16 protein-coding genes are annotated in these 16,467 nt (G+C 31.2%); 11 read left to right on the forward strand and 5 right to left on the reverse strand.

Features of this window, described 5'->3' with window-relative positions:
- Window positions 1-17 precede the first annotated feature (17 nt).
- The 4 genes from recF to dnaA form a co-directional block, all read right to left on the reverse strand.
- Window positions 18-1,139 carry a DNA replication/repair protein RecF gene (gene recF / locus N4A68_12725; protein ID MCT4565160.1) on the reverse strand — a complete coding sequence of 374 codons (1,122 nt, stop codon included), beginning with the start codon at window positions 1,137-1,139 and terminating at the stop codon, window positions 18-20.
- A 65-nt stretch (window positions 1,140-1,204) separates the two neighbouring features.
- Window positions 1,205-1,420, reverse strand: a complete 216-nt coding sequence (locus N4A68_12730) for an RNA-binding S4 domain-containing protein (GenBank protein MCT4565161.1) — start codon at window positions 1,418-1,420, stop codon at window positions 1,205-1,207.
- A gap of 210 nt (window positions 1,421-1,630) precedes the next feature.
- The gene (dnaN, locus tag N4A68_12735; protein ID MCT4565162.1) at window positions 1,631-2,734 is read right to left on the reverse strand and encodes a DNA polymerase III subunit beta; all 1,104 of its coding nucleotides are present in this window, start codon (window positions 2,732-2,734) and stop codon (window positions 1,631-1,633) included.
- Window positions 2,735-3,036: 302 nt separating this feature from the next.
- The gene (gene dnaA / locus N4A68_12740) at window positions 3,037-4,371 is read right to left on the reverse strand and encodes a chromosomal replication initiator protein DnaA (GenBank protein ID MCT4565163.1); all 1,335 of its coding nucleotides are present in this window, start codon (window positions 4,369-4,371) and stop codon (window positions 3,037-3,039) included.
- Window positions 4,372-5,271: 900 nt separating this feature from the next.
- On the opposite strand from dnaA, the gene rpmH reads away from it, so the two are divergent.
- The 9 genes from rpmH to noc all read left to right on the forward strand — a co-directional run bounded on the left by rpmH (window position 5,272) and on the right by noc (window position 13,187).
- Entirely contained in the window at window positions 5,272-5,406 is a 135-nt protein-coding gene (rpmH, locus tag N4A68_12745; protein ID MCT4565164.1) for a 50S ribosomal protein L34, read from the forward strand.
- Between the two features lie 54 nt (window positions 5,407-5,460).
- Window positions 5,461-5,799 carry a ribonuclease P protein component gene (rnpA, locus tag N4A68_12750; GenBank protein MCT4565165.1) on the forward strand — a complete coding sequence of 113 codons (339 nt, stop codon included), beginning with the start codon at window positions 5,461-5,463 and terminating at the stop codon, window positions 5,797-5,799.
- A 160-nt stretch (window positions 5,800-5,959) separates the two neighbouring features.
- Window positions 5,960-6,169, forward strand: a complete 210-nt coding sequence (gene yidD / locus N4A68_12755) for a membrane protein insertion efficiency factor YidD (protein ID MCT4565166.1) — start codon at window positions 5,960-5,962, stop codon at window positions 6,167-6,169.
- Between the two features lie 61 nt (window positions 6,170-6,230).
- Window positions 6,231-6,923, forward strand: coding sequence for a YidC/Oxa1 family membrane protein insertase (locus N4A68_12760; GenBank protein ID MCT4565167.1), 693 nt, complete (start codon window positions 6,231-6,233; stop codon window positions 6,921-6,923).
- Between the two features lie 7 nt (window positions 6,924-6,930).
- On the forward strand, window positions 6,931-7,548 hold the full coding sequence (locus N4A68_12765) for a protein jag (protein MCT4565168.1): 618 nt from the start codon (window positions 6,931-6,933) through the stop codon (window positions 7,546-7,548).
- A 288-nt stretch (window positions 7,549-7,836) separates the two neighbouring features.
- Window positions 7,837-9,219, forward strand: coding sequence for a tRNA uridine-5-carboxymethylaminomethyl(34) synthesis GTPase MnmE (mnmE, locus tag N4A68_12770; GenBank protein ID MCT4565169.1), 1,383 nt, complete (start codon window positions 7,837-7,839; stop codon window positions 9,217-9,219).
- A 449-nt stretch (window positions 9,220-9,668) separates the two neighbouring features.
- Window positions 9,669-11,552: a tRNA uridine-5-carboxymethylaminomethyl(34) synthesis enzyme MnmG gene (gene mnmG, locus N4A68_12775; GenBank protein ID MCT4565170.1), complete on the forward strand. Its 1,884-nt coding sequence runs from the start codon at window positions 9,669-9,671 to the stop codon at window positions 11,550-11,552.
- 3 nt (window positions 11,553-11,555) lie between these two features.
- Window positions 11,556-12,275, forward strand: coding sequence for a 16S rRNA (guanine(527)-N(7))-methyltransferase RsmG (rsmG, locus tag N4A68_12780; GenBank protein MCT4565171.1), 720 nt, complete (start codon window positions 11,556-11,558; stop codon window positions 12,273-12,275).
- A gap of 108 nt (window positions 12,276-12,383) precedes the next feature.
- Window positions 12,384-13,187, forward strand: coding sequence for a nucleoid occlusion protein (gene noc / locus N4A68_12785; protein MCT4565172.1), 804 nt, complete (start codon window positions 12,384-12,386; stop codon window positions 13,185-13,187).
- Between the two features lie 118 nt (window positions 13,188-13,305).
- On the opposite strand, the gene N4A68_12790 is transcribed toward noc, so the two are convergent.
- Window positions 13,306-13,575, reverse strand: coding sequence for a TMEM165/GDT1 family protein (locus tag N4A68_12790; GenBank protein ID MCT4565173.1), 270 nt, complete (start codon window positions 13,573-13,575; stop codon window positions 13,306-13,308).
- 696 nt (window positions 13,576-14,271) lie between these two features.
- Here N4A68_12790 and N4A68_12795 point away from each other — a divergent pair.
- Window positions 14,272-15,045 (forward strand): AAA family ATPase, encoded by a 774-nt coding sequence (locus N4A68_12795; protein ID MCT4565174.1) that lies wholly within the window; start codon window positions 14,272-14,274, stop codon window positions 15,043-15,045.
- Entirely contained in the window at window positions 15,046-15,924 is an 879-nt protein-coding gene (locus N4A68_12800) for a ParB/RepB/Spo0J family partition protein (GenBank protein ID MCT4565175.1), read from the forward strand.
- Window positions 15,925-16,467 lie beyond the last annotated feature (543 nt).

Genomic DNA, 16,467 nt, shown 5'->3' on the forward strand with positions numbered 1-16,467 from the left:
TTATGAAGTTGCTTTAATTATAATGAAGATTCTTTCATGATATTACCATTTGAAATTTGAAAAATACTTCCATCTTTGACAATAGGAATCATCAATTCTGGTATTTCGGTAATAGTAATAAAGGTTTGTACATTCTTTAGACTCTTTATTAAGAATTTTTGCCTATTAATATCTAATTCAGACATAACATCATCTAATAAAAGAATAGGATATTCTCCGATTTCAGCTTTTATTATTTCTATTTCCGATAACTTAAGCGATAATGCAGCAGTTCTTTGCTGTCCCTGGGATCCAAATATTCTTATATCATTATCATTAATATAAATACCTAAATCATCCTTATGGGGGCCAACAGTGGTAAAGCCTCTTTTTATATCGTTTTCTAATTTTTTCTCTAATTTTTCCTTGAAATTTTTATAGACTTCTTCCGATGTATATTTGCTATCCACCTTTATGTTGCTTAAATACTTTACTTCCAAATTTTCTTTACCATCTGTAATTTTTCTATGCATCAATCTACTTAAAGCATTGAGCCTATGGATAAATTCAATTCTTTTTAAGATAACTTCTGTTCCATGTTCTACTAGTTTATCGTTCCAGATATCCATAGTTTTTAATAAATTTCTATTATATGCTGCATTCTTTAAAAGATTGTTCCGTTGGAGTAAAACTTTATTATAGGACATTATATTATAATAATACTTTTTGTTTATATGGGAAATCTCTCTATCAATAAACCTTCTTCTTTCAGAGGGCCCTCCTTTTATGAGCTTTAAATCCTCTGGAGAAAATATAACGACATTAATATTTCCCAGTAATTCAGAGAGTTTAGTTAAACTTATTCCATTGGTCTTTATCTCTTTATTTTTGTTATCCCACAATCTCAGCTCTATGGATATTTCGCCATATCTCTTATGACCTTGGACCTTTACATATGCCCTGTTATTATTTATTTTTATAAGCTCCTTATCCTTATTTGTTCTAAAGGATTTTCCAAAGCTAGCTAAATATATGGATTCAATTATATTGGTTTTACCCTGGGCATTGTTGCCAATGAAAATATTAAGTTTATCATGGAGCATTATCTCTAAGCTACTATAGTTTCTAAAGTTAAGTAACTTTAATTTGCTAATAAACAATTATAGCACCTCGGCTTAAAAAACTGAATTATTATTTTATCTTATAGAGATTTACTTGAAACTCTCTATAATTTATTTATTACTTTAAATTTAATATCTTCAAACTCTACAACATCATCGTTTCTTATTTTCTTGCCTCTTTGAGTGACAATTTCTCCATTGACTTTCACTAATCCTTCTTTAATCAATATTTTTGCTTCTCCACCAGACCCTACTATATTGGAAAATTTTAGAAGTTGATCTATTCTTATATATTCTGTTTCAATCAGAATTTCCTTCAAAGCTATACCTCCTCAATATATATAATAATTGAAATTCATTGATGTGAAATATTTTTTTTGTAATGAAATCAAATTTCTTGTCATATTTAATTTTTACCATTTCATCATTATTTATTTTACATCAAATACTAGTTTTTGTAATTAGGTATTTTGAAGCAACATAATTTAAGTCCTCCTTTATTGAGAGGACTTTTCTAAATATTTGATGTCTTACTTTGATAATCTAACGGGTAGAACTAAGTAGATATAGTTTTCATTATCCGTTGGCTTCATAACACAGGGGCTTACACCTGTAGTAAATTCTAAGTATATATCCTCACTATCTATAACCTTTAATGCCTCTAAAAGATATTTTGAATTAAAACCTATATCTATATCTTCACCTTCCAACTCAATATTAACCTCTTCATTAACGCTTCCAATTTCTACATTGGAGCTAACACTCATTATTTCGTCCTTGATAGAAAATTTAATTGCATTGTTTTTACCTTCTTTAGCAAGTAATGATGCTCTTTCTATACTATCTAAAAGGTTTCTAGTATTTACTTTAACCTTTGATTTATACTCTTTAGGTATTATTTGATCATAATTTATAAATTCACCTTCAAGTAATCTTGAAATAATTCTTGTTTTATCAATGGTAAATAATATATGTTTGTCTGTAAAGGATATATATACATTTCCTTCGGATTCATTTCCCAGTATTCTATTTATTTCGTTTAAGGTTTTACTTGGAATAACTGCTTTATTTTGGATGTCGGCATTCAGATATGCTTTTCTAAGTGCCAGTCTATATCCATCTATTGCCACCATTAATATATCTTTATTTTCAATTTCGATTAAAGCACCTGTTAGTATAGGCCTTGTCTCATCCTGGGATGTGGCAAATATAGTTTGCCTAATCATATTTTTTAATAAGTCTTGACCTATTACATATGTATTTTCTTCCTCTACATATGGTAATTCTGGAAACTCTATAGCTGGCTGTCCAACTAATTTAAAATCTGAATTTTCACATCTTATAAAAACATTATTTTGTTCATCGACTTCAATTTCTACATCTGCATCGGGAAGCTTTCTTATGATATCCCCAAATAATCTGGAGGATATTACTATAGAACCTTCTCTGAATACCTGGGTTTCTATACAATTTTCTATTCCTATGTCTAAATCATTACCTACTAGTTTTAGAGTATTATCCTTTGCTTCTAAAAAAATACCCTTTAGTATAGGTAAAGTTGTTTTTGTAGATACAGCTTTTTGGACAATATTAACTGCTAAAGACAGTTGTTTTTGTGAACATTTTATTTTCATTTGTGGAAAACCTCCTTTGGCGAGGAATAATATAAATATAGTTAAAATAGTTAGTAATAGTAGTAGGGGCTGTTAGTTTGTGGATAAGCCCCTTTATCAAAGATATCCCATAGAATAGAGCTGTTAAGAAGTTTGTTGATAAAACAGACATAAAAATGTAAATATCCACAGAAAAATTTATATCATATATTTCAAAAGTTATCAACAACTTATACAGCTTTTTTTAACAAGAAACTGTGAATTAAGTAAAATGTACTAAGTAAGAGTTATGCAAATTCCTCAATTACATAACTGATATCATTTTATTCCCCTTGAAATTCATTTATAATTTTATCTATTCTATCTTTAAAGTCACTATTTGAGTTCATATCCTTAGTTATTTTGTCATAGGCATGAATTACTGTTGTATGATCACGACCACCAAACTCTTCACCTATTTTAGGTAGGGATAAATCCGTAAGCTCCCTAGTCAGATACATGGCTATTTGTCTTGGATAAGTTATAGACCTTGTCCTTCTTTTTGAGTCTAAATCTTCTACCTTTACATTAAACTGTTGTGCAATAACTTCTTTAATATATGACACAGTAATCTGTCTAGGCTTTGAAGATGAAATTATGTCCTTAAGAGCTTCGTTAGCTAGGTCAATGGATACTTCCTTGTTGGTCAAGGAAGAATACGCAGATATTCTTATAAGCGCTCCCTCTAGCTCTCTGATATTGGATTTTATTTTTTTTGCTATAAAATGGAGAACTTCATTATCAATATCTATATTTTCTAGTTCAGCCTTTTTTCTAAGTATAGCTATTCTTGTCTCAAAATCAGGTGGTTGGATATCTGTAATGAGGCCCCATTCAAATCTAGACCTTAGTCGATCTTCAAGTGTAGGTATTTCCTTTGGAGGTCTATCACTTGATATGATTAGCTGTTTATTAGCTTCATATAGGGCATTAAAGGTATGGAAGAACTCTTCCTGGGTTCTTTCTTTACCAGCAATAAATTGTATATCGTCAATAAGTAGAACGTCTACTGTTCTATATTTATTTCTAAATTCCTCATTTTTGTCATCTTTTATTGAGTTAATTAATTCGTTGGTGAATTTTTCCGATGAAACATAAACTACCTTTGTATTTGGATTTTGACTTAAGGTATAGTGTCCTATTGCATGCATTAGATGGGTTTTACCTAATCCAACGCCTCCATATATAAATAATGGATTATATGCTTTAGCGGGAGTTTCGGCCACTGCTAGAGAAGCTGCATGGGCAAACCTATTACTATTTCCTATTACAAATGTGTCAAATACATATTTGGGATTCAAATTAGGTGCTTCAAAAAAGTTATTTTCCTTAATATCATTGTTTTTAGTTAGCTTATTAAAATCATCGCTTCCAGGGATTACAAACTCTATTTTAAAATCTTGGGATGTTATTTGTTTTATTGCATTGGTTATTAGAGTCATGTATCGGGTTTCGAGAATTCCTTTATTAAAATCGTTGGGAACACCTAATATAATAGTTTTACCTTTAATTGATATGGGTTCTAAGGATTTTAACCATGTGTTGTAGCTAACTTCAGTGAGTTCAGTTTTTATTAGTTTTAAAGTTTCATCCCATATTTCATGAACATTAAAACTCATACTATATCCTCCTAATTTTTAGACTAAATTTTAAATAAATATTAAAGCCATAGGGATTTTAGTATAGATTTTAACTTATACAAGTCCAAAATTTCCAGAATCATCGCATATTTGTCCATGTCTAAGTTAAGTTATACTATGAAAACCCTATAAAAAATATGTTTTTATATAAAAATCCACAATAAATCCACAAAAAATGTTAATAATGTAGGCTATAGTTAAAAAAATTTGTTTATAAAATAATTAACAAGTTTAGTTAGTATGTTTGTGGAAAAAATATTTAAGAGAAAAAAATACATGTATAATTAACATTATCTACAGTGTTAATTATAATTAATTAACAAGAAGAAATAATGCCTTGAAGAGATTTTTGTTAATAAAGTTAATGTTATACACAAGTTTATCCACAAAATGTGTATAACTAACAATCTTTTTAATAATTATCCACTTATCAACAATTTATATCTAATGATATCAAATAAATAAATTTTGTTCAATGAAAATGAAAAAATATCCACAACAAAATAAAATTGTGTATGTTTTTTCCACAATAGGGGATATAAAAAAATAAACGAGCCAGTTTTACAAGTAATCTTTGATTATTTTTGAGGTATTCAATGGGGATCATACTCACTGTATGTGAATGACTAAATAATTATGGAAAGAATCAATAGGATGATTAAGATGATTTTTTTATTTTTTGGATAGGTCTAAGGGTGATATTACTATGATTTTTTGATATATATAATAGGTTGAGAGATATACTAGAATAATATGTTGAAATCGAATAAATTCCTTGACACATATTACTTATAACGGTATAATTATTTAGCGGACTTTACAATTCGAATTTAACTATTTAGATAAATACATGTGCAAGTTTCGAAGGAGGTGTTGAAATTGAAAATGACCTATCAGCCTAAGAAGAGGCAAAGAAAAAGAGAACATGGTTTTAGAAAAAGAATGAAAAGTAAGTCTGGTAGAAATGTACTTAGCAGACGTAGAAGAAAAGGTAGAAAGAGATTGACTGCTTAAGGCCGCTTGTAGTGGCCTTTTTCTGTAATTAAGGAGGTTTATGGAGGAATCCTAATGTCAGAAATAGAAAGACTAAAAAAGAATATAGATTTCAAAAACGTCTACAAAAAAGGAAAGTCCATCCCTGATAAATATCTTGTGATTTATTTTGTAAGGAATGATAAAAATATAACGAGAGTTGGCTTTACTGCTAGCAAAAAAGTTGGAAATAGTGTAGTCAGAAATAGATCTAGAAGACTTATTAAGGAAAGCTTTAGAAATAATAGCAGTAATATAAAAAGTGGATACGACATTGTTTTTATTGCGAGGGTAGCTATAAAGGATGCAGGCTACCATGATGTTGAGAAGTCTTTAAAAAGAGTAATTAGAAAATCAAAAATTCATATCAGTTAATAATAACCAACTCCCAGATATAGAAATATTCCCAAAAATACACAGTTAAATTAATTTATTGAATAGAATTGAGTCACTTCAAGAAGTATAATCCCATCAAAATAAAAATGCTAGATGATATGAAATATCAATATATTTATTGTAGAAAAAAGGTGACCTTGTGAAAAAAATATTTATAGCTTTGATAATCGGATATAGGAAATATATATCTCCCCTTAAAAAGCCGAGTTGTAGGTTTTATCCTACTTGTTCACAATATGCACTGGATGCCTTTAATAAATATGGAGCTTTAAAGGGATTGAAATTAAGTTTGATTAGAATATTAAAGTGTCACCCCTTTCATCCAGGAGGATATGACCCTTTAAAATGATATAATTTTAAAAAACTATTATGAAGAAAAATCTATTATGGAACCGATAGGAGGTAAAGTGTTGACTGCAATTGGAAAGATGTTAGGTTCATTGTTATATTTGATCTATAATATAGTTAATAACTATGCTGTGGCTATAATATTATTTACAGTAATTGTTAAGGTATTGTTATTACCTCTTACATTGAATCAATTAAAACAAACTAAGAATATGCAAAAAATTCAACCAGAATTAAAGAAGTTACAGGATAAGTATAAAAATGATAAAGAAACTTTAAATATAAAAATGATGGAACTCTATAAAGAACATAAGATAAACCCTTTAGGTGGATGTTTGCCATTACTTGTACAAATGCCTATTTTATTTGGTTTGTTTGGTGCCCTTAGAGATCCACTTGTTTATGTTTTTAAAAGTGATGCAGCCCTTGCTGCTACTGCGACCAGTGCGCCATTTTTATGGTTACAGAATTTAGTTGATCCAGATATATTTATGATTGGCAGTGTTGCAGTGCCAGGAATATTACCTATTATAGCTGCTGCTACTACTTATTTTTCAATGAATACTATGAATACTGGTAATAAAGCAGATCAGCCGCAGGCTATGAAAACTATGAATTTACTTATGCCATTAATGATTTTGTGGTGGGGTAAAAGTTTCCCAGCAGGTTTAACTTTGTATTGGGTTATAAGTAATATATTCCAAATGGCTCAACAGCTTTTATTACCTAGGGGCGATGTGCTTAAGGAGGAGTAAAAATAGTATGAAGTTTGTTGAAAAGACGGATAAGACTATTGCTGAAGCAATAAGTAGTGCTTTAAGAGAGCTAAATACAACAAGAGACAAAGTTGAGGTTGAGGTTTTAGAAGAACCTAGCAAGGGTTTATTTGGTTTATTTGGAAATAAGCTTGCTAAGGTGAAAGTAATTGTTAAGGATGATCCTATAGAGAAAGCAACTCAATTTTTAGAAAAAGTTCTGGATTCTATGAAGATTCCTGCGGTTTTTAAAACAAAATTAACAAATAATAGTCTACACATAGACATAATGGGAAAAGATTCGGCTATATTAATTGGTAGAAGAGGACAAACCCTTGATTCTTTACAGTATCTCGTGAGTTTAGTAGTTAATAGCGGAGATTCAGACTATGTTAGAGTAATATTAGATACTGAAAATTATAGGGCTAAGAGAGAACAAACATTAATTAAATTAGCGAACAAGCTAGCCTATAAAGTTAAGAAATATAAGAAGAGTATAACCCTTGATCCAATGAACCCCTATGAAAGAAGAATTATTCATTCGGCACTTCAAAATAATCCTTCAATAGGAACAAAAAGTCAAGGTGATGAACCAAACAGAAAAGTTGTTATATTTTTAAAGTAAATGACACTGAACTGTATCTAAAGGGGCTGTCTTAAAAGGCAATCCCTTTAATTCAGTCCCGGGGTGTTTCAGAATGAATGAAGTTCGAGGTTTTGAAATTTCACGGATTGAGCTAGTATTTACGTACTTGCCAAATCCATGAAATTTTAAATAACGAAGAAATTCGTCATTCTGAGACACCCCCTTTGTTAATGTAGTTAGAAATATTCATTAAGTCCTTGAGATTTTAATGTTTTATGTTAAAATTGGAATAATAATAAAGAGTTACTAGTTAAATGAGGTGATTTTATGATAGATGATACTATTACTGCCATTGCTACAGCACCCGGTGAAGCAGGAATAAGCATAATCAGAATAAGTGGACCAGAGGCTGTGGATGTTCTAGATACTATTTTCAAGTCAAAAAAGGGAGTCAGTATAAAGGAATTTCCACAAAGAAGAATGGTATACGGTCATATAGTGGATGCACAAAATAATAAGGTTTTAGATGAGGTATTGGCGGTGTATATGAAGGCTCCATATACATATACAAAGGAAGATATTGTTGAGATAAATTGTCATGGAGGAATAGTACCTACAAGGAATATACTAGAGCTTATATTGAGAAGCGGCGTGAGAATGGCCGAGGCTGGAGAGTTTACTAAAAGAGCCTTTTTAAATGGAAGAATAGATTTGGCCCAAGCGGAGGCCGTAATGGATTTGATAAGTGCTAAAACTGATAAGGGCTTTGACGTTGCTTTAAGTCAGCTTGAAGGAAGTATATCAACGAAGGTTAAAGAAGTAAGAAGTATTATTTTAGAGACTTTGGCCCATTTACATGTAAGTATAGATTATACAGAAGAGGATATTGAAGAAATAACCTATCCTGAATTATTATCAAATATGGAAGCCGTTGACGGTAAAATTAAGGAGCTTCTTAGTACTTCAGAGACTGGAAAGATTATCAGAGAGGGATTGAATACTGTAATTATTGGCAAGCCGAACGTAGGTAAATCTTCATTATTGAATGCTCTTTTAAGAGAATCTAGGGCTATTGTTACGGATATACCGGGAACAACAAGGGATGTCATAGAGGAAAACCTTAGTGTAAGGGGTATACCTTTAAAAATTGTTGATACAGCAGGTATAAGGGATACTGAGGATTTAGTAGAAAAAATTGGGGTAGAGAGAAGTAAGGAATTTTTTAATAAAGCTGATCTTATAATATTGGTATTAGATGCATCCGATGAATTAACTAAGGAAGATGAGGAAATAATTGGGCATATAAAAGATAGAAAAGCAATAATTCTTCTCAATAAAACAGATTTGCCTCAAAGGATTGAAGAAGTCCAGCTTAAGGAATTACTACCCAATAACAGGATTATAAGAGTTTCTATTTTAGAAGAAAAGGGCTTAAATGATATTGAAGAAGAGATCGTAAATATGGTTTATGGGGGATATGTTAAGGCAAAAGATACTTCATTTGTTACAAATGTTAGACATAAAAATTCCCTTGAAAGAGCTTTAAAGAGTATAGAAGAAGGTATAGATGCTACTCAGCAAAGTCTTCCCTATGATTTGATTGAAGTTGATATTAAGGATTGCTACGATGCTTTAGGTGAGATAACTGGAGATACTGTTGATGACAATATCATTGATAAAATATTTGCTAATTTCTGTTTAGGAAAGTAGTGATAATCATTATTTAAAATTTAAAGAAATGTGTATGTTCGGTTATAAAGTGTAGTCTACTCAAGTAGCCACTGAAAATCCTTTTACGCTCCTCCTACAAACTAGTTTTTCATCTGAATAGAAAGAGGACAAAACTGGTTTGTAAAGGGAGCTAAAAGGAAACCTCAGAGTCTACTTTCGTTTATTAGGTTTTATTACCGAACATATATATAGATTTCCCAAAGTTAAACTTAATTTATGCATCTCAAAATATCCGATGATTCTAGGGATTTTTGATGTGTATAAATTAACTGTTTAACTGGAATATCTATATAGGGTTTTCATAGTATAACTTAATTTATACATGGACAAATATGCGATGCTTCTGGGCATTTTGGACTTGTATAAGTTAAAGTCTATACTAAAATCCCTATAGAATTATTTTTTCAAAATTCATGGAGGTTAAAATTATGACTGAAAGATTTGAAGCAGGTACATATGATGTCATAGTAGTTGGAGCTGGACATGCTGGATGTGAAGCTGCATTAGCTCCTGCAAGAATGGGACAAAGGACTTTATTATTATCTATTAACCTTGATTCTATCGCTATGATGCCTTGTAATCCATCCATAGGAGGTACGGGAAAGGGACATCTTGTGAGGGAGATCGATGCCTTGGGTGGAGAGATGGGATTAAATATCGATAAAGCTTTTATTCAAAGTAGAATGTTAAACACAGCTAAGGGGCCTGCAGTACATTCCTTAAGGGCTCAAGCTGACAAGCATTTATATCATACTGAAATGAAAAGGGTCTTGGAAAATGAGATCAATTTAGATATAAAGCAGGGGGAAGTTGTAGAAATATTAACTGAGGATAATAAGGCCAAGGGAGTAGTCTTAAGGGCTGGTTCTATATATTATAGTAAGGTTGTAATATTGGCTACTGGAACATATTTAGGAGGAAAAATTTTTATTGGTCAATCCAGCTTTCAAAGTGGACCTAATGGGTTGGCACCATCATTGGAGCTTACTGAAAGCCTAGAAAAATGTGATATAAAGCTTAGAAGATTTAAAACGGGTACACCCGCAAGAGTTGATAGAAAAAACCTTGATTTCAGCCAGATGGAAGAGCAGCCAGGGGATAAGGAAATCGTGCCCTTTTCATTCATGAATGATGAGCTTGAAATGGACCAAGTATCCTGTTGGCTTACATATACAAATGGTGAGACCCATAGAATCATATATAAAAATATACATAGATCTGCTATGTATAGTGGAAAGATTGAAGGAACAGGACCAAGATACTGTCCATCAATAGAAGATAAGATAGTTAGATTTGCCGATAAGAATAGACATCAGTTATTTATAGAACCAGAAGGATTAAATACAAATGAAATGTATGTACAGGGGATGTCAACAAGTTTACCTGAGGATGTCCAGATAGCTTTTTTAAGTACCATACCTGGACTTAAGGATATCAAAATAATGAGACCTGCCTATGCAATAGAATATGATTGTATAGATCCCACGGAACTAAAATTATCCCTTGAATTTAAAGAGATAGAAAATCTTTTTTCAGCTGGGCAATTTAATGGATCTTCAGGCTATGAAGAAGCTGCTGCACAAGGTCTTATGGCTGGAATAAATGCTGTATTAAAGATTAAAGGAGAAGAAGCCTTTATATTAGATAGGTCTGAGGCCTATATAGGTGTTTTAATTGATGACCTAGTTACAAAGGGAACCAATGAACCCTATAGGATGATGACTTCTAGAGCGGAATACAGACTAATTCTAAGACAAGACAATGCTGACCTTAGGCTAACTGAGAAGGGGTATAGTATAGGATTGGTAAGGGAAGATAGATATAAGAAATATCTTAATAGAAAAGCTCAGCTTGAAATGGAAATGGAGAGATTAAAGAATACATATATAAAACCAAATGAAATTAATGCTTTTTTAGAAAAAAATAATAGTTCACAAATAAAGAATAGTATGTCCTTATACGATCTTATAAAGAGACCAGAAATTGATTATGATATGTTAAAGGATATTGATAGGACTAGACCGGATATAAGAAGAGATGTGGAAAGACAGTGTAATATTCAAATAAAGTATGCAGGATATATAAGTAAGCAGTTAAAGCAGGTGGATCAATTTAAGAAGCTTGAAAGCAAAAAATTATCACCAAATGTGGATTATTTAAAAATTGAGGGGTTAAGATTAGAGGCACGGCAAAAGCTTAATGAAATAAAACCGCTTTCCGTAGGCCAAGCCTCAAGGATATCAGGGGTTTCTCCCGCAGATATTTCCGTATTGCTAGTCTATTTAGAGCAGCAAAGGAGAAGGAAGGGATAATAAATGAATAGTAAGGATATATTGAAGCAAGGTGGTAAAGAGATAGCCCTAGATATAGATAATAGAATGATTGAAAAGTTTGGTATATATAAGGAGCTATTAATAGAATGGAATAAAAAAATTAATCTTACAGGTATTACTGAAGAAAATGAGGTTATGATTAAGCATTTTTTAGATTCTTTAACCTGTCTCATGACCGGTGTTATTAAACAGGATTCAAAGATAATAGATGTAGGTACAGGGGCTGGTTTCCCTGGGATTCCTTTAAAGATATATTATGAAGATATAAAGCTTACTTTGCTAGATTCTTTGAATAAGAGAATCAAGTATCTAAATACTGTTTGCAAAGAAGCCGGCCTTAAAAATGTGGAACTACTGCATGGTAGGGCCGAAGATTATGGAATGAATCCAGAATATAGAGGAAAATATGATGTGGCAGTGGCGAGAGCTGTGGCTGATTTAAGTGTACTAAGTGAGTATTGCCTTCCCTTTGTAAAGCTTAATGGATATTTTATTGCACAAAAAGGTCCAAAAGCCTATGAAGAAGTTTCAAAGTCAGAGAAAGCTGTTAGTATTTTAGGCGGAGAGATAATAGATACCTTGGATGCTAAGCTGCCCTTTACTGAAATAGAGCATACCTTAGTAGTTATAAAGAAGGTTAAGGAAACTCCTAAAAAATATCCTAGAAAAGCTGGTACTCCTACTAAAAAGCCTATAGTTTAAAGCAAATACTACTTGGAAATTTTTTTAGGATTAAAAAAATAAGAAGGAAGTAGCATATTTATGACGAATATTTAGGTTAAGGAGTATTAATATAAGGGGACGTGTACAATGGAAAATGTGAGTTTGAAAAATAAAGTTACATATTTATCTGTTGATGATATTAAGCCAAATCCTTTTCAACCAAGAAAGACTTTTACCGATGAAAGTCTAGAGGAACTTTCATCTTCAATAAAGGCATATGGTATTATTCAGCCTATTAGTGTAAGACAGATAAAAGAAGATACCTTTGAACTGGTGGCTGGTGAAAGAAGGTTGAGGGCCTCAAAACTGGCTGGACTAGATTCAATACCTGCTATAATTATTGAAATGAGTGACGATGATTCTGCTGTTGTTGCCTTGATTGAGAATTTGCAGAGAGAGGATTTAAATTTTATTGAAGAAGCACAGGGTTATCATAGGTTAATAAGTGAGCATGGATTTACACAGCAGGAGCTAGCTGAAAAGGTAGGAAAGAATCAATCCACCATAGCGAATAAGTTAAGGGTGCTTAAGTTACCTGATGATATAAAGATATTACTAATCCAACACAAATTGACGGAAAGACACGGAAGAGCTTTATTAAAGTTGCCCGATGAAGAAATACAAAAAGAAATATTAGAAATAGTCATTAAAAAGGGATTAAATGTTAAAAGAACTGAGAGTCTGATAAAGGATACCCTTGAGGAGCTTACAAAGCCCGATGAACCGGAAAGAAGACAATCCATAAAGAGTTCATTAAACTTTAGAATTTACTTAAACACTTTGAAAAATGCATACAATGCCATAAGGGATACGGGTTTAGATGCTAAATATAGTCAAGCTGACAAGGGTGATTATATAGAAGTTGTTGTAAAAATACCTAAAAAGAAATAAATGGATCGTAGCTATGGCTACGATTTTTTTATTACATTGCCAAGAGATAAGGAACTTGATAGAATAGGTTAAATATTTGAACTTAGAACTACAAAAGCATCTCAAGATGGTTTTGTTTTTACACCTTTCCTAATAAAGTCAATATACCAATAATGATGAAGGCGCTGCCTGCTGCGGTTTGAAGATAAACTCGGGGTATTAATTTGATTATATATGTACTTGCTAGTACACCTAATAATGCACTGAGTACAAGTGCTAAGGATGCACCTATAAAGACTCCCCAAATAGATTTTGTTTGTGTTGCCAATAACATTGTTTGGAGTTGAGTCTTATCTCCTAATTCAGCGATAAAAACCATCCAAAAAGAAGTAAAAATAATTTTCCACATTAAATTTCCTCCTGTAGACATAGGCCCTAATATTTATTCTTATTAGCAAAAAACAAAAATATGTATAATTTTAAAATGAAAATAGTACAGTTGAATAAATTATATAATCCTATACGTGGCAAAGTTGTATATATGAATATCATCCTTAATTTGATCACTTAAGATATAAACATATTTGATGGTATATCTATTGGGATATTAAAATTACATAGGCAGATGGTTTTTTATAGAAAGCAATTATAAAATTTGCTCAGTTGTTTAAATTTTTAAAAAATATATAAATTTAAAGAAGGAATAACTTATAAAGAAAAGAAAATATATAATTAGAATATAATAGTTTCATTAGATTTCTATAGAATAAAGGGTTATTCAAAACATAAATTTTGATATTACTATGGTAAATTTCTATAGGGATTTTAGTATAGACTTTAACTTACACAAGTCTCAGATGCCCAGAACCATCGCATATTTGTCCATGTATAGGTTAAGTTATACTATGAAAACCCTATATTATAGATATTCCAGTTAAACAATTAATTTATACACATCAAAAATCCCTAAAAACATCGGATATTTTGAGATGTATAAATTAAAGCTTTAAATAGAATCTCTATAAAAATTTGGAAGAACGGTTAAAAGTAAAGTAATGTCAGAATCTTAATCTTTTCATAACCCTAAAAGGGGGAGTGATATAAAGTGGGAAAAGTAATAGCCTTGTTCAATCAGAAAGGTGGAGTTGGTAAAACAACGACTAATGTCAATTTAAGTGCTTGTATTGCTTTAAAGGGGAAAAAGGTACTTATAATAGATATAGACCCTCAAGGTAATACAACCAGTGGATTTGGTATAGATAAAGATGGCACAGAATGCAATATTTATGATGCTTTAATGGGGGATGAGGATATAAAAAAGTGTATTATTAGTACGGATTACAAAAATATTGATATCATCCCTTCAAATGTACAATTAGCTGGAGCAGAGATTGAACTTACAAATTTATCTGGAAGAGAATATAAATTTAAGGATATGATAGAAGAGATAAGGGATGGCTATGATTATATTTTTGTAGATTGTCCTCCATCCTTAGGGCTTTTAACAATTAATTCCTTGACGGGAGTTGATAGTGTCATAATACCTATTCAATGTGAGTATTATGCATTAGAAGGGGTAAGCCAACTTATGAATACAATACAATTAGTTAGACAGAACCTTAATCCCTCACTTGAAATTCAAGGAGTAGTTTTAAGTATGTTCGATGGCAGAACTAACCTTTCTATTCAAGTTGTTGATGAAGTGAAAAAGTATTTTAGAGGAAAGGTATATAGAACAATTATACCCAGAAACGTAAGATTAGCGGAAGCACCTAGCCATGGTATGCCGGTTATAGAATATGATCCAAAGTCAAAGGGAGCAGAAGCCTATAGTGAGCTTGCTGATGAGTTTTTAGAATTAGAAGAGGATGTGATTTAATTGGCAAAAGCTAAAAGGGGACTCGGAAAGGGTTTAAATGCCCTTATTCCTCAAAGTTTTGAAGAAAGTATTCTAAACAATGAAAAGAATTCCGGGGAATCCATTAAAATATTGAAAGTAGATGATATTAAGCCTAATATAAATCAGCCTAGAAAGCATTTTGATAAAGAAAAGATAAAGGCTTTAGAAGAATCAATAATCAGTCATGGTATAATTCAGCCTATTATTGTAAGAAAGCTTGAAAAGGGATATGAAATTGTGGCAGGTGAAAGAAGATGGAGAGCTGCTAAAAACAAGGATTTAAAAGAAATTCCCTGCATAATAAAGGAATTAGATGATGAAAAGTTAATGGAATTATCTTTAATTGAGAATCTACAAAGAGAAGATTTAAATGAGATTGAAGAGGCCCTAGCATATAAGCGTCTAAATGAAGAATTCAGTATGACCCAAGATAAAATTGGCAAAACTGTAGGAAAAAGTAGGCCATATATTGCCAATACTCTAAGGCTATTAAACCTAGATGATGAGGTAAAAGAAATGATAGTTGAGGGAAAAATTTCTGGAGGACACGGAAGAACCCTTTTGAGGATAGAAAATATTAATCTTCAAAGGGAAATAGCCTCAAAAATCATATCAGAGACATTAACTGTAAGAGAAACAGAAAAACTTGTTTCTAAACTCCTTGACAAAGATTTGGCAAGAAAAAAAAGCTTTATAAAAAAAGAAAAGGACAGCGATATAACATATCTTGAAGAAAGTTTAAAGGAAGTACTTGGAACGAAGGTGAATATTGTTAATGGAAAGAAAAAAGGGAAAATTGAGATCGAATACTATAGTGATGAGGATTTAGAAAGAATAATAGAATTCCTTAAAAAGTAGATGTTTCACATGAAACATTTACTTTTTTAACCTTTGAGAATACTATAGGGATTTTAGTATAGACTTTAACTTATACAAGTACAAAATGCCCAGAAGCATCGCATATTTATCCATGTATAAATTAAGTTATACTATGAAAACCCTATATATAACCCTTATATTAATGTTTCACGTGAAACATCTTTGTTTTCATAAAATTAAAAATAAAGTAATTAAAGCATATGATAAAAATAAACAGAAGGACGAGTGAGATGGATAGTTTGTTTTTTCAATATGACTAAAGTAAAATTATGAGATTCATTAGTCCCATACTTATGAGGAAGGAATATGTTATATGGACATTTGAGAATATAATTATAAAATTTCTTCAGGTAATCAAGGAGAAAGTTGTATAATATATATATGAGGAAATTGCATAACTCTTACTTGGCACAATTGCATATGCGAATATCATCCTTAATTTAATTACTTAAGATATAAGCATATTTGGTGGTATAGCTTTGAAGATTTTTAAACTACATGTAGTAGATGGTTTTTATAGAA

Source organism: Maledivibacter sp., assembly GCA_025210375.1.
In the GTDB taxonomy this organism is placed as follows: Bacteria; Bacillota; Clostridia; order Peptostreptococcales; family Caminicellaceae; genus JAOASB01.

Coding starts and splice junctions, on each gene's coding strand:
- dnaN (MCT4565162.1), bottom strand. CDS start 2,734: ATGAAAATAAAATGTTCACAAAAACAACTGTCTTTAGCAGTTAATATT.
- dnaA (MCT4565163.1), bottom strand. CDS start 4,371: ATGAGTTTTAATGTTCATGAAATATGGGATGAAACTTTAAAACTAATA.
- rnpA (MCT4565165.1), top strand. CDS start 5,461: ATGTCAGAAATAGAAAGACTAAAAAAGAATATAGATTTCAAAAACGTC.
- N4A68_12765 (MCT4565168.1), top strand. CDS start 6,931: ATGAAGTTTGTTGAAAAGACGGATAAGACTATTGCTGAAGCAATAAGT.
- mnmE (MCT4565169.1), top strand. CDS start 7,837: ATGATAGATGATACTATTACTGCCATTGCTACAGCACCCGGTGAAGCA.
- mnmG (MCT4565170.1), top strand. CDS start 9,669: ATGACTGAAAGATTTGAAGCAGGTACATATGATGTCATAGTAGTTGGA.
- rsmG (MCT4565171.1), top strand. CDS start 11,556: ATGAATAGTAAGGATATATTGAAGCAAGGTGGTAAAGAGATAGCCCTA.
- noc (MCT4565172.1), top strand. CDS start 12,384: ATGGAAAATGTGAGTTTGAAAAATAAAGTTACATATTTATCTGTTGAT.
- N4A68_12790 (MCT4565173.1), bottom strand. CDS start 13,575: ATGTGGAAAATTATTTTTACTTCTTTTTGGATGGTTTTTATCGCTGAA.